Source organism: Flavobacterium collinsii (assembly GCF_902804485.1).
Classification (GTDB): Bacteria; Bacteroidota; Bacteroidia; order Flavobacteriales; family Flavobacteriaceae; genus Flavobacterium; species Flavobacterium collinsii.
The window spans coordinates 17,303-35,811 of the sequence record NZ_CADCST010000045.1 but is presented as its reverse complement, the minus strand read 5'-3'; the positions used below and the strand labels follow the sequence as shown (position 1 = coordinate 35,811).

The following is an 18,509-nucleotide window of genomic DNA, read 5'->3' as shown; positions in this document are numbered from 1 at the left end:
TGGTACTGGCATGATTTTGTTTATTTTACAATTACTTTGAATGACTTTTTGATATTGCCTGACTCAATAACTACAAGAACCATATTACTTTCAGTACTTGGAGGTAATTGTACCTGTGTTTGAGCAGTAGATGATTTCATTGTTGTAAGTAGTTTACCAGTAACAGAGTAAAGACTTATTTGCATGTTTTCTAAATCACCTTCTGGTAAATCAGCATCTACAGTAAGCATTTTTCCTGTTTCAACCGGATTTGGATACAATTTGACCTCAAGTGATTTCTGTGTCTTAATTTTAGCAGGGCATGTTTGCAATACCTTACCATCTTTAGTAGTCATTTTTACACTGTAGTCGGCAGTTAGATCTAATTTATTCGCCAGATCGTCTCCTGCTGAAAAGTATTGGTTTGTACCAATTAATTGTCCATTTTTAAACCATTGGTACGAAACAAACTCGTAACCTCCATTGGTTTGAGGATTGTTGTTTACGATAAGTACATTATTGAATTTTTGGTGTACGATATCATAGAATCCAAATGGTTTTTCAACAGTTATAGCATATGTAGCACTTGTACTTCCATCTTCAGAAGTAACTGTTACATTTTGCGCATAAATTCCCGGTTTAGGAGTATTAATGGTAAAATTAGCCGATGGAGTAAAGGTTGCATTCGTTGTATTGGTCAGTGCTACATTTACGTTGTTTTCGTCACATCCCATTAGGTAGTTAAGAGTCTTAGCCGGATTAGGGTATACTTTAGTTCCAATGGTAATTTGAGTAACGGTAATGTCGTTGTTTTTGATTACCAATAGCTGTGTAACATCCGGAGCAGGTAAATAATTGTTGTCACCAGCCTGAGCGGCTACAATTGTTACTTCTCCAGGTCTTAACATATTTACTACACCAGTTAATGGAGCGACAGTAGCAGGAGGTAACGCAGTTTTATAGGTAAAGGCATAGTTTACCGTTAGACCTGAACTGGCAGTAGCCCCCAGATTGAAAGTATTTGATCCTCCAAGAGTTTTTATTCCCAATATTGGAAAAGTAATTTGCTGTGCTGCTTTTTGAATCGTAAGTTGTGCAGTAAGCGTAATTGGTAAACAATTTGGTGTACTTGTTGAAGGAGATACTACGGCAGTAACTGTATAAGTCCCCGCATTTGTTGCTGAGTTTCCTGAACCTGAAGGTGCGATGGAATAAGTAACAGTCGCTCCTGACGGTAAATTAGCAACTTGCACCGCATGTGGATTTTTGTCATAGGTAAATGTCGCATTGCTAAAGGTTACTTGTTGAAGTGCTGAATTCAGTACTTGTACAGTTTGTGTTTGTGTACTAGAGTTTCCACTTGCATCAGTATATTTCCATGTAATGGTATAAGTTCCCGGTGTATTGTAGTTTAACGGACTTGTTGTTGTTGCCGTGATACTACCGCTGCAATTATCGGTTGCAGTTGGAACTGGAATTTGAGCCGATAAAACAGCACAAGAATTTGTAATTACAGGGAGAGTTGCCAGATTTGGTACTGGCGCTGTTACATCCGGAGTTGTAATTAAAGTCACAGTTTGTGTAGCGGTACAACTGTTGGCATCAGTAACAGTTAACGTATAAGTTCCTGCTGCTAATCCGCTAATATTTTTGGTTGTACTACCATTAGACCATAAATAGGTGTAAGGAAGGGTACCGCCGGTTACAGTTACATTTATAGCACCATCACTTAGTCCGTTGCAGGAGATATTCGTTTGAGATGATATGCTTGCTACTACTACAGTAGGTTGGGTTATAATAGTACTTACTGTTGTTGTGCAAGAATTTGCATCGGTGATTAAAACAGCGTAGTTACCAGGAGCCAATCCTGTAGCTGTAGCTGCAGTACCTCCGGTAGGAGACCATACATAAGTATAAGCACCTGTTCCTCCAGTTGCAGTTACAGTAGCAGAGCCATTATTTGCCCCATTACAAGTAACATTTGTTGCAACTATAGTTCCACCAACTGCCGTTGGTTGCGTAATATTGAAATTTTGTGTCACGTTACAGCCATTACCATCTGTAATAGTTACAACATAAGTACCTGCAGTTAATCCTGTAGCTGTAGCTGCAGTACCTCCGGTAGGAGACCATACAAAAGTATAAGCACCTGTTCCTCCAGTTACTGTTACAGAAGCAGCTCCAGTAGTACCTCCATTACAAGCTACATTTGTTTGTGTTGGCACAACTATCAAAGGAGTAGGTTCGCCAATAGTAATATTTTTAACAATAGAACAACCGTTTGCAGACGTAATAGTTACAGTATAGTTACCGGCAGTAAGATTGTTGGCGGTAGCATTAGAACCTCCTGAAGGAGCCCATACATAAGTAAATGGACCAGGAGCACCTGATGGTGTTACCGTTGCAGAACCTGTGTTACCGCCATTACATAAAACATCAGTTTTATTAACGACCGCTACTAAAGTGTTGGTTGTATTAATGGTTACGCTTTGCGTATTGGTACATCCGTTTCCGTCTGTGATGGTACAGGTATAGTTTCCAGCTGTTAAGCCTGTAGCAGTGGCTGTTGTAGCTCCTGATGACCATTGGTAAGTAAAAGGAAGTACTCCGCCAGTTGGATTTACGGTAGCCTGACCTGTAGTCGAACAAGTGGCATCTACTTTAGATGTCGTTGCAGCTAGTACTGCCGGCTGATCAATAAAGAATGTTTTGGTGATAGAACAACCGTTAGCATCTGTAATTAAACAGCTGTAGTTTCCGGTTGCTAACTCTGTAGCTGTAGCCGCAGTACCTCCTGTCGGAGACCATGCATAAGTATAAGCTCCAGTTCCTCCTAAAACGGTTACACTAGCTGTTCCGGTTGCTGTTCCATTACATAAAACATCTGTTTGTGATGTTGTTGCTGTTAAAGCCGCTGGTGGATTTAAAGTAGTACTTGCAGTAGTTGAACAACCATTTGCATCCGTCACTGTAACCGTATAAGTTCCGGCTGATAATCCTGAAGCTGTTGCAGCATTTCCTCCTGTTGGAGTCCATACATAAGTATATCCAGGTGTACCTCCGGTTACATTTACTGTAGCCGAACCATTGCTGTCACCGTTACATAATAGATCTGTTTTTGATATTGTAGCTACTAATGCAGTTGGCGTACCTATTACAATTGTTTTGATTAAGCTACACCCTTTACTATCTGTGATGGTACAAGTATAAGTACCGGATGACAATCCTGTAGCTGTAGCTGCAGTACCTCCTGATGGTGCCCATACATAAGAGTATCCAGGTGTTCCTCCGCTTGGAGTCACCGTTGCGCTACCATTTGTGTTTCCAAAACAACTAACATCTGTGGTCGCAGTTGAAGCACTAAGTATTGCCGCTGGTTGATTGATCGTAAAGCTTTGTATAGTAGAACAGTTATTGACGTCTGTAACAGTTACGTTATAAGTGCCGGCTGTTAAATTTGTAGCTGTAGCAGCAGTGCCTCCTGATGGTGACCATGAATAGGTGTAAGCTCCTGTTCCTCCGGTTGCACTTACAGTAGCAGCTCCGGTTGCATCTCCATGACAATTCACATGAGTAATTGGACCTTGTGAAGCTACTAAAGGGGTTAAAGGCTGCGTTAGAATGAAAGTTCTGGTTGTTGGACAGATATTAGCATCTGTGATGGTTACCGTATAAGTACCGGCAATTAATCCTGTAGCTGTAGCAGCAGTACCGCCAGATGGTGACCATGAATAGGTGTAAGGTGCAGTTCCGCCACTTACAACTACGCCTGCGCTTCCTGTTGCATCTCCGTTACATAAAATATCAGTTTGCGAAGTTGTTACTGAAAATGCAGGAGGGTTGGTAAGAATGAAAGATTGTGTAGTACTACAATCATTTGCATCTGTAACCGTTACTGTATAAGTGCCGGCCGCTAAACCAGTAGCTGTTGCTGCAGTACCTCCGGTAGGTGTCCATGAATAGGTATATCCAGGGGTTCCGCCTGAAGCGACTACAGTTGCACTACCGTTAGTTGCATTATTACAAGTCGGACTAGTGAATGTACCCTGAGAAGCTATTAGGGTTGTAGGTTGAGTAATGAAAAAGTTTTGTGTAACCGTACAGTTGTTAGCGTCTTTTATAACTACACTGTATGTTCCTTGTGAAAGACCGTTTATTGATGCGGTTGTAGCACTATTAGACCAAAGATAGGTATAAGAACCCGCTCCGCCAGTAGGCGCAACTGATGCTGAACCATTAGCGCCACCATTACAGCTTACATTAACCTGAGTTGGATGTGCAAGGATAGGTGTAGCCGTTCCTATTATAATATTATTGATTGTTCTGGAACATATAGTAGTAGCATCAGTGATGGTAACACTATAAATTCCTGCTGTAAGTCCAGATGCAGTAGCAGTGGTGGCTCCGTTGGACCAGTTGTAAGTATAACCCGGAGTTCCTCCAAAAGCACTCACAGTTGCAGAACCGGTAGAAGCTCCAAAGCAAGAAACTGAAGTGGTGCTTATAGACCCATTAAGGGAAGCTGCGGGCTGTGCAACAACAATACCGGTTATCGTTTTTGGACAACCGTTAGCATCTGTTATGGTAACGCTGTAAGTTCCTGCCTGAAGTCCTGAAGCAGTTGCTGCAGTACCGCCAGATGGTGACCATGAATAAGTATAACCCGGAGTTCCTCCCGATGCAACAACAGTAGCTGTACCATTTGATCCTCCAAAACAAGAAACTGATGTAGTAGAAGATGTTCCATCAAGAGCGGCAGCTGGTTGTCCTACGACAATACCGGTTATCGTTTTTGGACAGCCATTCCCATCCGTAATCGTAACACTGTAAGTTCCTGCTGTAAGCCCTGATGCAGTTGCTGCAGTACCTCCTGATGGAGACCAAGAATAGGTATAACCAGGTACTCCGCCCGTTGGAGTAACAGTAGCTGTACCATTTGCCAATCCAAAGCAAGAGACAGAAGTAGTAGAAGTCGTCCCGTTTAAAGCTGTTGCTGGTTGCCCTACAACAATACCAGTTATCGTTTTTGGACAGCCGTTAGCATCTGTAATAGTAACACTATAAGTTCCTGCGGCAAGTCCGGTTGCAGAAGCAGTCGTAGCTCCGTTAGACCAGTTGTAAGTATAGCCTGGAGTTCCTCCTGACGGAGTAATGGTAGCTGTACCATTTGACGATCCAAAACAAGATACATTTGTAACCGAAGGAGTTCCATTTAGTGCAGGAGGGGCTATTAATGTAAAAGGTCTGGTAATTTGTACCAATTCTGCATCTGTAATAGTGGCTGTATAAGATCCTGCTGACAACCCGGTAGCTGATGCTCCGGTACCACCAGCTGGTGACCATGAATAGGTATAAGGAGGAACGCCTCCTGTTGCAACCACTGTAGCCGATCCATTTGTACCGGCATTACAGCTGATATTGGTAAATGAGGTCGAAGAAGTGCTTAAAGCTGCTGATGTAACAAATGTTGATTCGGCACCATAAGCTGTTCCTGCACTATTCTTTGCATAAGCTCTGTAGTGAATAGTCGAACCGGCAGTAAGCCCTGTTACGGTATTACTAAAAATTCCACTTCCGGTTCCTATTTGAAATTTATTGTTTGCGATAGTTGGGTTTGCTGTTACTGCCCAAACGATTCCTCTTTCTACGCTGACATCTCCGCCATCTGCAGTTACATTACCTCCAATAATTGCTTTAGTTGAACCAACATTTGTAGCTGTTGTCGTAGTTACTGCTGGTAAACCTACACCATCGACCCAGGTAAAATTATCAATTGCAAAATAATCGTAATTGGCGCTTAGCTGAATTTCAAGTTGGTCAATGTTGATATTGGTAAAATTAGAAACTCCGTCTGTCGCAAAGTTGACAGGGGTAAAACCCTTTCCAGGTAAGGCAACGCCTATGTTAGCTCCGGTTGTGTTTTTTACAATCGTGAACTGCGTTACACCACCAAGTTTCCCGATTAAGGTAACCGAACCAGGTGCGCCGTCAAAGGTACTATTAGGGGTCTGACCAGAAGTACCTGTAAGGTAAATCCATAAACTATTCATTTTAAAGCTTCCTGTAGCTGCAGTAATGAATCCGCTTTGTCCTAGACTTTCTGTTGTAGGACCATCTGTAACCTGTATAAATCTGTTTGAACCGTTATACCCTTGGCCTGCAAACTGAACACTAGTAAAATTAATATAAGTGCTGGTTAAGTTAAAGGTCTTACCATTGCTTACAAAGTTGGGCTGACCTGTAGGTACACTTTCAAAGGTTTCTACTGTTTGCGCAGTCAATTGCTGCAGCGTAAAAAACAGTAGGATTAGTAATAAGTAGAATTTTTTCATAATTAACTGATATTAGATTTATCATTTTGTATTCTTACATTTGTTTTTCCAGTTTCAACTTTAAAGCTTTAACTAAAATTGAGTATCATGTATAAACAAGAGCTTACGATTATTGTTCAATCTATCATTGCGTCAAATACTATTGATGAACACACCACATGTGCGCGAAACCTTTCAGAATTTTATGAAAAAATCGCAACAGTTGACCACTTTGAGAACAACGAAGTTCTTGTTAAAGGTGGCATTGCTTTGTCAAGCTCTGGTGCGGCAGACTGTGTTGACGATTATTTACGCACAGTTTATTTCATAAAAGGCGTTTATAAGGCTCTGACAAAATTGTGTAATGATTTCCCTGAGAGAAGTATTAATATTCTTTATGCGGGTTGTGGCCCTTATGCAACTTTAATTCTTCCTTTACTTCCCTTGTTTCATAAAGATAGAATTAAAGCCATTTTGTTAGATATCAATACTGCTTCAATAGCATCTGTACATCATATTTTATCGGTGACCGGTCTAAACGATTATTCATTAGAATTAGTCGAAACAGATGCCATCACGTATACAAAACCACAGGAGTTTACAATTGATTTGGCCATTTCCGAAACGATGCATTATGCTCTTACCCGAGAGCCGCAAGTGGCGATTACACGAAACATTGTTTCGCAATTGTCTTCACACGGAATTTTAATTCCCGAAGAAATCAAAATCGATTTGGCTTTTACCTTTTTCGATCATGAGCCGTCACTTAAAGATGCTAAAACAGAGGTTAAGGGCCGCAATGAAATGCAGCCCTATCCTCATAGTGTATTTGTAGATAGATTATTTACAATAAGCAAAGAACTTTTTGGCAATGCAAGTCAGGACTTAGAATTTAAAAGTGACTTTTATAACTTGCCGGCTGATTTCAGTAATTATCCTGATGTGTGCATTTTTACTGAAATCACGATATTTGAAGACATCGAATTAAAAACTGCGGAGTCTTATATTACAAACCCTTTTTGCATTGCTTCTATTTATAGTCTTACTGAATATGCTGAAATTCAATTTTTGTATGACTTCAGCGATATACCCAAATGGTCTTATAATGTAAAAAATGTGCTTAACTAGTTTAATTTCTGGAAGGGAAAATTCCTTCTAAACAAATGATATAAGACAATGCTACGTAAGGCTGCATTACTGAGATAGGAAGATTACTACCAGTTGCACCTGTTGTTACATTGCTTAATAGATCAACACTTGGGGTTGCAGTTGCAAAACCTAATGTTGGTGCGAAAACTCTGGATACAAGAGCTCCAGGTACTGCAATTGAGGCTCCTGCTACGGGCACTGAGTCTGTCGAATTTCCCGCACTTACAGAAATTTTACCTGGTCCTGCGTGAACGTGAGCAGGAAGGTTGCTTGTTAAAATTGAAACGTTTGGTGTACCTGCAGCTTGTCCAAGAACGTAAGTCCCTCCAGGTGAAGTTCCTTGTCCAATAGCTGTTGCACCTTGTAGATTTGGTAAAGCGAAAGTAGTCTGACCATTTCCTCCATAGGTTGTACCAAGGATTGAGAATAATGCCGTATTTTGTGCAATTGACAATATTTGTCCGTTACAAAATGCCCAGCCTCTCGGGGCAAAATTTCCCGCAAAAAGTTTTACAACTCCAATGAATTCTTCCATAGTGTTTAGTGTTAATAGGTTAGTGTTTATATTTGTTTTTGATATTACTTGTGTTTGTAACTAAGAAATAAAAGGACAATTTTTATATTTCAACTAAGATATAAAATATAAAACTCTCAAAAACAGGTGTTTCTACCTGTTTTTCGCTTCTAAAACAGGTTAAAACTAAACATCTTCCGCACCGAAACTGAAAAATATGTCATAAGGCGGGTTTTTATTGTCATGAAATATCTTATTTGTGTTGGAAAAAGATATATTGAGGATAGAAAAATCACAAATCGCTTAAAAATAGACCACATACTGTATTTACTGGTGTTTTATCTCTTTTAGCTAGAAAAAGTTGATAGCTGTAGGAAGTATAATACAAGTTTGATGTTCTATTGAAACATCAGAATTAAAGTAATAGGAAATTTGTTTTCAGTAAGGCATAACATGCTTGACCAAATTCATAATTAGTAGCGATATTATCAGGTTTAATAAGTAACACTTTACAAAGCCGGTGCCTAACAAAGTGTCATTTAAAGACCTACATAACATAACACATCAGATGTTAATATAATGTTTTATAATAAAGGCTTTTTATTAATGTAAACGTAACCTTGCAGACCTACCCTCAGCTTTAATTTTGGAGACATATTATAAAACAACACAATTGTAGTATATGTCATTTTTTAAAATAAGAATACATCGCAGTATCATAATAGGAATGGACGTTTTAGTAAGAGCGATTTGTTCGCCAAATCATTCAAAACTGATGCATTATGTATAAAAAGTTTACGGATGAGGAACTTGTTGAATTATTAAGACAAGGAAAAGACAAGGCATTTGATGAGTTGTATTTCCGTTATCGTGATGTATTGGTTCGTTTTGTTTATATCAGAATGAAATCGGTTTCGGTTTCTGAAGAGATTGTTCAGGAAGTTTTTACTGCTATTTGGGAAAGGAGAAAGATTCTGGTTATCCAAAAGAAATTTTCGGCTTACATCTATACCTCGGTTCGATATGTGACTTTAGACTATATAAAATCGCATACTGTTACCGACCAATATGTGAAAGAGGTTATAGATAGAAATACAAATGATTTTAACGGAAGTAACACTACTGAGGATTCCATTTATTATGAAGAACTGCAGGAAGCAGTCGACAAAGCAACTTTATTACTTCCAAAAAAATCAAAAGAAGTTTTTATTCTCAGCAGGATCAAGCATTATACCAACAAAGAAATAGCCGAAGAACTAAATGTTTCGCACGAAACAGTAAAGTATCATATTGCCTATGCTTTAAAGTTTATGCGAAGCTATCTGGGCGAGTTCAATTAAAAGCAGATTTCGAATGTAAGGTTGCGCTTTCTTTTCTTAACAAAAGCGTAACCTTAGTCACCTACCTGAAAATACTATTTCTAAGACATACTATTAAAGAGATAAACACATTATAATGCCTGAAAAATTAAATCAAGATATAAAACATTTTTTAGAAGGTAAGCCTTCTCTAAATGGGGAAGAATTATGGAATAACTGGTACAATCACCCTGAAGAAATCTTTGATACTATAGCGACTATTACCTCAGATCGTTCGAAATTAAAAAAAGAGATTCAACAAATAAAAAAAACCGATAAGGTTATTTTTCTTCAATATAGGAATTGGACGATGGCAGCTTCTCTCTTTCTTTTAATGGGATTATCCTGTTTTTTTTATTTATCAACCGTAAAAACGATTTCGAGACAATACGCTACCAAGGCGGGAGAACATGCTAAAATAGTTTTAAGCGATGGAACCCAAATATGGCTTAACGCGGGAAGTCGTGTAAAGTATCCTCTTGCCTTTAAAGGAGATACGAGAGAAGTTTATTTAACGGGAGAAGCTTTTTTTGATGTAGCCAAAGACAAAAAACATCCTTTTATTATTCATACTGCTAAAATGGATACAAAAGTACTGGGAACCAGTTTTAATGTGCAAGCCTATCCGGATCAGACGACTCAGGAAGTTTCGGTTCTTACCGGAAGAGTAAATGTAAAATCAACCGTCACCGAAGAAAACGTATATGTAACTCCCGGTCAAAAAGTGGTTTTTAAATCACATGATAACAAGTTGCAGGCTTTCAAGGATGTTCCGGTGAATTCTATTTCGCTTTGGCGCAAAAATATTATCGTTTTTGAAGATGCTCCTTTAGCGGAAGTGATAGCAACCATCAATCGGAATTATAATGTAACCGTCGAAATTGGAAATAAGAATTTAAATAATTTAAAAATCAGTGCTTATTTCAAAGAGCTTCCGGTAGGACAGGTTGTTGCTTTGGTGTGCAACATCATCAACGCCGATTATAAAGTAGAAGCAGGGAATTATGTGATACGATAAATCGTAGAACGGGCAAAAGAAACATAACATACAGCAACACCATTCGTATAGCGCTATGCGATTTAGTGGGAGTAACTGTATCTATTCGTCAGAGAACAATTCGTTACCAATCCAATTAAAAAAAAATCTACGTAGAAAACTGATCCATAATCAAAAACAATTAAAAAATCACAAACATGACTAGAAAGCAAATGCGGTATGTTCCAAACCGCGAGAGCATTAAAAAATCGGTACTAACGAGAGCGCTGCTTTTTATAGCTCTATTTTTTATCGGATTAAGCGTAAAAGCCGGCAGCTACGATATTGGCAAGAGAGTAACATTAAAAGTAGAAAATGAAAGCATAAGAAATGTTTTTCAGAAGATTGAAAAACAAATTGATGTGCATTTCATGTACGAAACCAATCAGGTGAATACCAATCAAAAGATTAGTTTAAAACTCAACAATGTACCCTTAGAACAGGCGCTGGATAAAATATGCAGCAATTTATTATTGAGATACGAAATTGTAAGCAATAATATTGTCATCAAGAAAAATCTGAAAATATCAGATGCTGCTCAGGGTAAAATAAGTATTTCGGGAACTGTTTTTGGAGGAGATGATGGAATGCCGCTGCCGGGTGTAGGAATTAAAGATAAAGATTCAGATGCAACTGCAACGACAGATTTTGATGGAACTTTTAAGATGGAAATCAATTCATCTGCGGCAGTCCTTGTTTTTTCCTATGTTGGTTACGTTACGCAAGAAGTAAAAGTAACACAATCGGATAAAAATATAAAAATAAAATTATTAGCCGATATGAAACAACTGCAGGAAGTTGTAGTAATGGGATATGGAAGTGTAAAAAAGAATGAAGTTTTGGGAGCTGTGGGTACTGTTTCGATGAAAGAAACTTCGAGCAGAACTTACAATAGTGCAGCAGAATTATTGCAGGGTACAGTGGCTGGTGTTACCGTAATTAATAATGGTGGTGACCCAACTGCCGAGCCAACAATCAATATTCGTGGTATTGGATCTTTGAATGCCGAAACACCTTTGATTGTTTTAGACGGAATTATTTACAGTGGTTCTTTAAATACCTTAAATCCGAACGATATTGCTTCGATCAGTGTTTTAAAAGATGCTGCCTCTGCTGCAATCTACGGAGCAAGAGCTTCTGGTGGAGTAATTTTAATTACTTCTAAAAAAGGAGTTTCAGAGCGAATTAACATCAATGTAAATTACCAGGGAGGTTTTCAAAGTGTAGCAAAAAAGCTAGACGTTTTAAATGCTGCCGAATATGCAGATGCCATGAATGCCGCCAGAGATAATGCTGGTATGCCAAGAATTCCGGCTTTTGATACGGCATTTGAACCAACGGCCAGAACTACTAAAACGAACTGGATGGATGAAATCTTCCGTACAGGCGAAATTCAGGATTTGTCCATTTCAATCAATGGTAAGACCGAAAAATCTAATTTCTTTATCTCTGGAAGTTATCGCAAAAACGAAGGGATATTACTCAATACTTTCGGAACCCGTTATACAGCAAGAGCTAATTCTTCTTTCAAACTGGCACCAAATTTTACAGTGGGCGAAAACCTGTCGTATTCCTTAACAGACGGTCAGGCGGCCAACACCTCAAGTGGGTATACAGGTGCTATTTTAGCAGCAATTTTTTATCCACCCAATGCTACAATTTACAGAGAAGACGGTTCCGGAAATTTTGGAGGGGTTCCCGAAAAATATATCGGTTCATATGGAGACGTCATCAATCCGGTAGCCTATTTAAAAAGACTGGACAACCGCAATCCGATTTCTACTGTTTTAATTAATCCTTATGCGGAGTGGGAAATGGTATCAGGCTTAAAATTCAAATCAAATTGGGGTTATACCAGAATTCAGAACAATGCAACTGATTTTGCCGTTAAAATAACAGAGCCGGGTAAAATATTTGATTTTAACCGATTGACACAAACGGCTTCTACTACAACAGATTTGTTGAGTGAGCAGACGCTTTCTTACGAAAAATCATTAGGAAAACACAATTTTAAAGCATTGGCTGGATACACTTATCAACAAACTAAAAGAGATTTTTATACCGTACAGGGAACTGGTTTTGACAGTGAAGATGCCTCACAGCGTTATTTGTTGAATGCCAAATTAGTACAGCAATTGGATGCAGGGATGTCTGAGGAGATCATTTCTTCTTATGTAGGAAGGCTGAATTATGACTTTAATCAAAAGTATTTAATTTCGGGAATTGTACGCCGCGACGGTACTTCAAAATTGATTTCTGAGAACCGTTGGAAAGTATATCCTTCTGTTTCTGCCGGATGGTTAATCTCAGAAGAAGGATTTATGAAAAATATAAATCCAATTGTCAGCAACTTAAAATTACGTGCTAGCTGGGGACAAATTGGAAACTTAGGAAACCTTGGTCCATATCAGTTTAGTGTGCCTTTAAAACAAACACAAGCTTTAATCGGAAGCAGTCCGGTAATCAGTTACGGTTATTCAGAGAGCGAATTGTCGAATCCGAACTTAAGATGGGAAAGCTCCGAACAGACCAACGTTGGATTGGATTTTACGATGTTTAATAACGCGCTGTCAGGTTCTGTGGATGCTTACATCAAAACCAATAAGGATATGCTGGTTCGCGATCAGTTACCGGGTGTTTCGGGAACTCCGTTAGGAAGAATCGTAAACTCCGGAAATGTTGAGAATAAAGGAATCGAAGCAAGCTTGACGTATCAAAAAACACGTGGTGAATTTAAATTTGATATAACGGCAAATGCAGCTTTCTTAAGTAATAAAATTGCTTCGATCAAAGATGATTTAACATCCCTTGAACCGCTGAATTTAAGTAGAGTACGTAGTTTGCCTTTGGCTAATATTTATCAGGTTGGAAGTCCTGTAGGAGCTTTTTACGGATATTCGACAGACGGATTATTTCAGAGTAATGCCGAAGTAAAAGCGTATGTAAACGATAAAGGAGTCGTATATCAGCCAAATGCGGTTGCCGGAGATATTAAATTTAAAGATATAAACGGTGATGGAGTAATCAATAACAACGATAGAGTAGTGCTTGGAAATCCTTTTCCGAAAACTACTTTCAGCCTGAATACCAATTTCAGATACAAAGGATTTGATATGAACATCTTTTTAAGCGGAACAGCCGGAAACAGTGTTTTTAATGCTGTAAAACATACAGGTCTGAATGCCTCTTTCCCGGGCTACAATTTACTGGCTGATTCTAAAAATGCCTGGTCACCAACAAACACCAATACCAATATTCCGGTTCTTTCGTCAACAGACAACAATAATAATTTTGGACGAATCTCTGATTTTTATATCGAAGACGCTTCTTTCGTGAGATTAAGAAATCTGTCGATAGGATATACCGCAAAAGAACAATGGTTGAATGGAAAAGCAAAACTTAGATTTTTTATCTCTGCGCAAAACCTATTTACCATTACCAAGTATTCCGGAATGGATCCGGAAGTAGGACTTAAGAATTTTGGTATGGACTTAGGGAAATATCCACTTTCCCGTATTTATATGACGGGTGTAAACGCAACTTTTTAAAAAATATACAAATAAAATGAAAAAATTAAGTCTTTTAGTATTGAGTTTTATGCTTTTAATAGGCAGCTCGGCTTGTGAAAATGAACTTGATTTAGTGCCTCAGGGAGCACCTTCAAGTGGTAATTTCTGGAAAACACCTGCCGATGCAAAAGCAGGAGTAAATGCAATCTATGCCCTTTATTCTGATGACAATATGTACGGTCGTGGATTTTTCTGGCTCAACAATGCAAGTGATGACATTGGGACCAAGCCAAGGCAAAATGCAGAACGAATCAAGAACTTTATTGTAGACGGAGCAGAGTCGGATACCAAAGACATTTGGAGACTGCATTATGAAGTAATGAAACGTTGCAACGATGTGATTCGTAACATTCCGAAGATTTCTTTAGACGATAAAACAAAAAACATGATGTTGGGAGAGGCTTATTTTAATCATGCCGTAATGCACCTGGAATTAGCCTATCACTACGGAGACGAACGTGCCGGAATTCCGATTCAGGACAGAGACAATCCAACCAATGTATATGTACCACGTGCTAAAAACGTAGCCGAAAACTATGCTTACATCGCCGCAGATTTGGTGAAAGCAGCCGATTTACTGCCTTATTTTAATGAGTTGACTACAGACAATTACGGACGTGCCCATAAAACAGCCGCATGGGCTTATTTAGTGCGTACCTACTTGTATGCAAAAGACTGGGACAATGCTATTAAGTATGCGAATTTGATTGTGAACAGCGGAAAACACAAGTTACTGGATAATTTTGAAGATGTTTTTAAAATTAAAAACAACTGGTCATCAGAATACATCTGGTCCGTAACTTCCAGTGCCGAAAATACAAGTCTGGGCTCTATTTTTCCGGGAGTATGCCTTGAAGATAAAGGCTGGGGTGTTTACAATGGCTGGGGAAATTTTTATCCTACCAAGGAGTTATTTGATACCTATGATCCGGCAGATAAAAGACGTAGTGCGACCATTTTACAAAAAGGAGATAAGTTTATGTATTTTGGTGAATTAGTGACTTTTAATGAAGGAAAATATATAGTAAGTTCAAGTAACAGAACCGGTTATCAGTTTAAAAAATACATGGAGCCGTTTGGTTACCCAAAAACAACTTCGGGTGGAATTGACATTCGTTATGTAAATGCAAACGGAGATAAGCCTTCAACTGCTTTAAATGTTCCCCTTTTGCGTTATGCTGATGTAATCTTAATGCTGGCAGAAGTAAAATTAATGAAAGGACTGAGCGCTGATACTGAAATAAACATGATTAGAAATCGTGCTGGTTTACCAAGTATCGGAGGAGCAACCTTAACCGATCTGAAAAGAGAAAGACGTTGTGAATTGGCCGGAGAATGGACAGACCGTCATTTTGATTTAGTACGCTGGGGCGACGCTCAGGCAACCTATGCAAAACCTTTACACCATTATAACGGAACGGTGATTTATCCCGCCCGTAATTTTAACCCTGCTATTCACCATGTGTGGCCAATACCACCGGATGAGATTGCAGTGAGCAAAGGAGCCCTTTTCCAGAATAAGGGTTGGTAGTTAGTAGTTTCATTTTGTTTGTTTTTTTTACGCTGCAAGCTTAGTTGTGAAGCTTGCAGTAGTAAAAAAACAAATGATTTTTAATCCGCTAGGTTTAATTTTTTTTATAAATAACACATAGATACATTGATTTTAGTTGAAAAAAGAGAACAAAAAACAAATATATTTCTTTCACATAGTAAGATATGTGTATTAAAATGGAGTGAAATGTCTTTTTTAGGAATACAGAATCTATGTAACTATGTGTTGAAATAAATTAAACCCAATGGGGTAATTTTTATATAAAGTATATTTCCATGAAAAAAACAATAATCCTTTTGTGCCTTCATTTTTTTCTGTTTGCACAAGCTCAGGAATACAGTTCTGTCAATATTCATTCGCACAATGATTACGCAGGTAAATTACCATTTTATGAAGCCTACTCCAATGAAGCAGGTGTTATCGAAGCCGATGTTTTTCTGGTAAATAGCGAGCTGTTTGTCGCACATACTTCAGAAGAAATCAAGACCTACAACACACTGCAAAGTCTTTATTTAGACCCTTTGTCGAAAAAGCTAAAAACCTTAGACGGCAAAGCATACCCTGACAGCAAACCTTTAATTTTGATGATCGACATCAAGTCAGAAGCAACGGCAACACTTAAAGCGATTGTTCAGCAGTTAAAAACGTATCCGGAGCTGATTTCGAATAAAAATCTAAAAATAGTCATTTCAGGAAGCAGACCTTCACCGCCAAGTTGGAAAGAGTATCCGGACTTTATCTATTTTGACGGAAGGCTGAATGAAAATTATACCACAGAACAATTGTCACGTGTAGAAATGATTAGCGATGATTTAAAAGAACACACTGTTTGGAACGGTAAAGGCGTGATGACGCAGGCCGATTTAGAAAAAATACAAGCTATCATTAAAAAAGTTCACGATCAGAATAAAAAGATCCGGTTTTGGTCGACACAGGATAATGTAAACACCTGGATGACTTTAAAGAATCTAAAAGTCGATTATATTGGAACTGATAATGTGCCGGCACTGACCGAATTCATTCAGAAAATAAAAACTACTTTTTATCAGAATACTGAATTCCATGAGGCCTATGTACCAAGGAATGCCGCTTTGTTTTCTAAAAACAAAAGACCTAAAAATATAATTTTGCTGATTGGTGACGGAATGGGACTTACTCAGATTTATGCGGGATATACAGCCAATAAAGGGCAGTTGAGTCTTTTTAATATACCAACTCAGGGGTTGTCGATCACTAAATCGTCAGACAGTTATATTACCGATTCGGCCGCGGGTGCTACGGCAATGGCAACCGGGCATAAAACTAACAACCGCTTTATTAGTGTAGACGAAAACGGAAAAGCGCTGGAATTAATCACACAGCAATTGGCGAAGAAAAAGTACAAAACAGCCATTATTTCTGCCGGAAATATTACAGATGCTACTCCGGCCGCTTATTATGCACACCAGCCTGAAAGAAGTTTTAGCGAACCAATTGCAGCAGATTTTATCACAAACCCTTCCGATATTCTGATTGGAGGAGGAGCAAAAGAATTTAAAAACAGAAAAGACGGTAAGGATCTGTCTAAGGTATTGGAGAAGAAAGGATATACTTTTTCGGATCAGTTTAAAACTCTGGACACTATTAAAAATAACCGATTTGTAGTTTTAGAAGATGCTGCAGTAGTTTCGATGAAAGAGGGTAGAGGTGATTTTTTAAGTAAGTCTTTATCAAAGACGACAGCTGTTTTTTCAAAAACAAAGAATCCATTTTTCATAATGGCCGAAGGAGCACAAATTGACTACGGCGGGCATAAAAATGATCTTGAGTATGTGGTTCGTGAAATGCTTGATTTTGATAAACTGGTTGGTCAGGCCATGGAATTTGTAGATCAGAATCAGGAAACGCTTTTAATTGTAACGGCAGATCACGAAACCGGAGGACTCTCCTTAATTGATGGCAGTATTGCAAAAGGATATGTACAGGGAAGTTTCAGTACCAACGACCATACAGCAGTACCAGTTCCGGTTTTTGCTTACGGACCCGGTGCTTCGAATTTCATGGGAGTGTATCAAAACACAGAAATTTATACCAAAATACTCGAAGCGCTTTTTGCGAAGCAGTAGACATCATTTAATTTTATTCTTTAAAATAAGCAGTAACGATTTTTTTGTTACTGCTTTTGTTTTGTAATAAGTGTCTTAAATACTTTTAAATAAATGAGATGTTTTTAGAAAAAACTGTTTTTGAAAAAGCGGCAAATGGCTTTATTTTAGTGGGGTTCTAAAGTTTATAAGTAAATTAAACAAGAAAAATAGGATTAAATATAGCTATGTAAAATTGTGAATTTTTTAGGATTAATTTCATTTTCTGTTAAAAACTTTTACAAGAAAATTTCTGTTCTTTGTAGCTTAAGATTGGTTAAGAAAAAGACTAAGGAAGTCTTAGGTGATTCGCTTTCGAGCACAATATTATTTTAGACATCGAGTTTAGACTAATTATCATATTTGCGTTATGGACAACAGGAAGTTTATATTAAGTTTAAAAAAAGGTAATGAAGCCACTTTCAAAGAAGCTTATCTCAATTACTATGATAAACTGATAAACATAGCCAAACGCTTTAACTTTACAGTACTTACCCCACAAGATTTTGTTCAGGAAACATTCTTACGATTGTATAATAAAAGAGAATTGCTTCACGAAGATGTTTTATTAGACAAACAAATATTTGTCATCTGCAAGAACATCATCCTTAATCATCTCAACAGAGAAAATAAAATAGTACAGCTCGATCCGTTGCATGTGGTAATCGAGGAGGAGGATAATGATACTGAAATTTTTGAGGAAAGACAGGAAAAGCTAAATAGTTTTATAAATCTGCTTCCGGAACAGCAACAAAAAATTTATACCTTACATAAACTGGAAAACCTTAGCTATAAGGAGATTGCAGCCTTAACGGATCTTTCTGAAAAGACTATAGCCAATCATATTTATCTTGCCAGTAAATTTATTCGAAAAAAAGTCGAAAACCATTAGGAACTTTTTTGTTCTCATTTGTTATC

Annotated in this window: 9 protein-coding genes; 7 read left to right on the top strand and 2 right to left on the bottom strand. The window is 38.1% G+C overall.

Going from position 1 to position 18,509, the window contains the following annotated elements; translation table 11 throughout:
- Positions 1 to 20 precede the first annotated feature (20 nt).
- Positions 21 to 6,311 (bottom strand): T9SS type A sorting domain-containing protein, encoded by a 6,291-nt coding sequence (locus FLA105534_RS00940; protein ID WP_173964174.1) that lies wholly within the window; start codon positions 6,309 to 6,311, stop codon positions 21 to 23.
- An 87-nt stretch (positions 6,312 to 6,398) separates the two neighbouring features.
- Here FLA105534_RS00940 and FLA105534_RS00935 point away from each other — a divergent pair, with 87 nt between their 5' ends.
- Entirely contained in the window at positions 6,399 to 7,418 is a 1,020-nt protein-coding gene (locus FLA105534_RS00935; protein WP_173964173.1) for an SAM-dependent methyltransferase, read from the top strand.
- A gap of 1 nt (position 7,419) precedes the next feature.
- Here the strand turns inward: FLA105534_RS00935 and FLA105534_RS00930 are convergent, their stop codons facing one another.
- Positions 7,420 to 7,974: a phage tail protein gene (locus FLA105534_RS00930; RefSeq protein ID WP_173964172.1), complete on the bottom strand. Its 555-nt coding sequence runs from the start codon at positions 7,972 to 7,974 to the stop codon at positions 7,420 to 7,422.
- A 761-nt stretch (positions 7,975 to 8,735) separates the two neighbouring features.
- On the opposite strand from FLA105534_RS00930, the gene FLA105534_RS00925 reads away from it, so the two are divergent.
- The 6 genes from FLA105534_RS00925 to FLA105534_RS00900 all read left to right on the top strand — a co-directional run bounded on the left by FLA105534_RS00925 (position 8,736) and on the right by FLA105534_RS00900 (position 18,483).
- Positions 8,736 to 9,293, top strand: a complete 558-nt coding sequence (locus FLA105534_RS00925; RefSeq protein ID WP_173964171.1) for an RNA polymerase sigma-70 factor — start codon at positions 8,736 to 8,738, stop codon at positions 9,291 to 9,293.
- Between the two features lie 115 nt (positions 9,294 to 9,408).
- The gene (locus FLA105534_RS00920) at positions 9,409 to 10,329 is read left to right on the top strand and encodes a FecR family protein (RefSeq protein WP_173964170.1); all 921 of its coding nucleotides are present in this window, start codon (positions 9,409 to 9,411) and stop codon (positions 10,327 to 10,329) included.
- Positions 10,330 to 10,505: 176 nt separating this feature from the next.
- Positions 10,506 to 13,895, top strand: a complete 3,390-nt coding sequence (locus FLA105534_RS00915) for a SusC/RagA family TonB-linked outer membrane protein (protein WP_173964169.1) — start codon at positions 10,506 to 10,508, stop codon at positions 13,893 to 13,895.
- Between the two features lie 16 nt (positions 13,896 to 13,911).
- Positions 13,912 to 15,447, top strand: a complete 1,536-nt coding sequence (locus tag FLA105534_RS00910) for a RagB/SusD family nutrient uptake outer membrane protein (protein ID WP_173964168.1) — start codon at positions 13,912 to 13,914, stop codon at positions 15,445 to 15,447.
- Between the two features lie 296 nt (positions 15,448 to 15,743).
- Positions 15,744 to 17,573, top strand: a complete 1,830-nt coding sequence (locus FLA105534_RS00905) for an alkaline phosphatase (protein WP_173964167.1) — start codon at positions 15,744 to 15,746, stop codon at positions 17,571 to 17,573.
- A gap of 388 nt (positions 17,574 to 17,961) precedes the next feature.
- On the top strand, positions 17,962 to 18,483 hold the full coding sequence (locus tag FLA105534_RS00900) for an RNA polymerase sigma factor (RefSeq protein ID WP_173964166.1): 522 nt from the start codon (positions 17,962 to 17,964) through the stop codon (positions 18,481 to 18,483).
- The last annotated feature ends 26 nt before the right edge of the window (positions 18,484 to 18,509 follow it).

Excerpts from the sequence above, each read along its gene's own strand:
- FLA105534_RS00940 (WP_173964174.1), bottom strand. The coding sequence starts at position 6,311 with ATGAAAAAATTCTACTTATTACTAATCCTACTGTTTTTTACGCTGCAG.
- FLA105534_RS00935 (WP_173964173.1), top strand. The coding sequence starts at position 6,399 with ATGTATAAACAAGAGCTTACGATTATTGTTCAATCTATCATTGCGTCA.
- FLA105534_RS00930 (WP_173964172.1), bottom strand. The coding sequence starts at position 7,974 with ATGGAAGAATTCATTGGAGTTGTAAAACTTTTTGCGGGAAATTTTGCC.
- FLA105534_RS00925 (WP_173964171.1), top strand. The coding sequence starts at position 8,736 with ATGTATAAAAAGTTTACGGATGAGGAACTTGTTGAATTATTAAGACAA.
- FLA105534_RS00920 (WP_173964170.1), top strand. The coding sequence starts at position 9,409 with ATGCCTGAAAAATTAAATCAAGATATAAAACATTTTTTAGAAGGTAAG.
- FLA105534_RS00915 (WP_173964169.1), top strand. The coding sequence starts at position 10,506 with ATGACTAGAAAGCAAATGCGGTATGTTCCAAACCGCGAGAGCATTAAA.
- FLA105534_RS00910 (WP_173964168.1), top strand. The coding sequence starts at position 13,912 with ATGAAAAAATTAAGTCTTTTAGTATTGAGTTTTATGCTTTTAATAGGC.
- FLA105534_RS00905 (WP_173964167.1), top strand. The coding sequence starts at position 15,744 with ATGAAAAAAACAATAATCCTTTTGTGCCTTCATTTTTTTCTGTTTGCA.
- FLA105534_RS00900 (WP_173964166.1), top strand. The coding sequence starts at position 17,962 with ATGGACAACAGGAAGTTTATATTAAGTTTAAAAAAAGGTAATGAAGCC.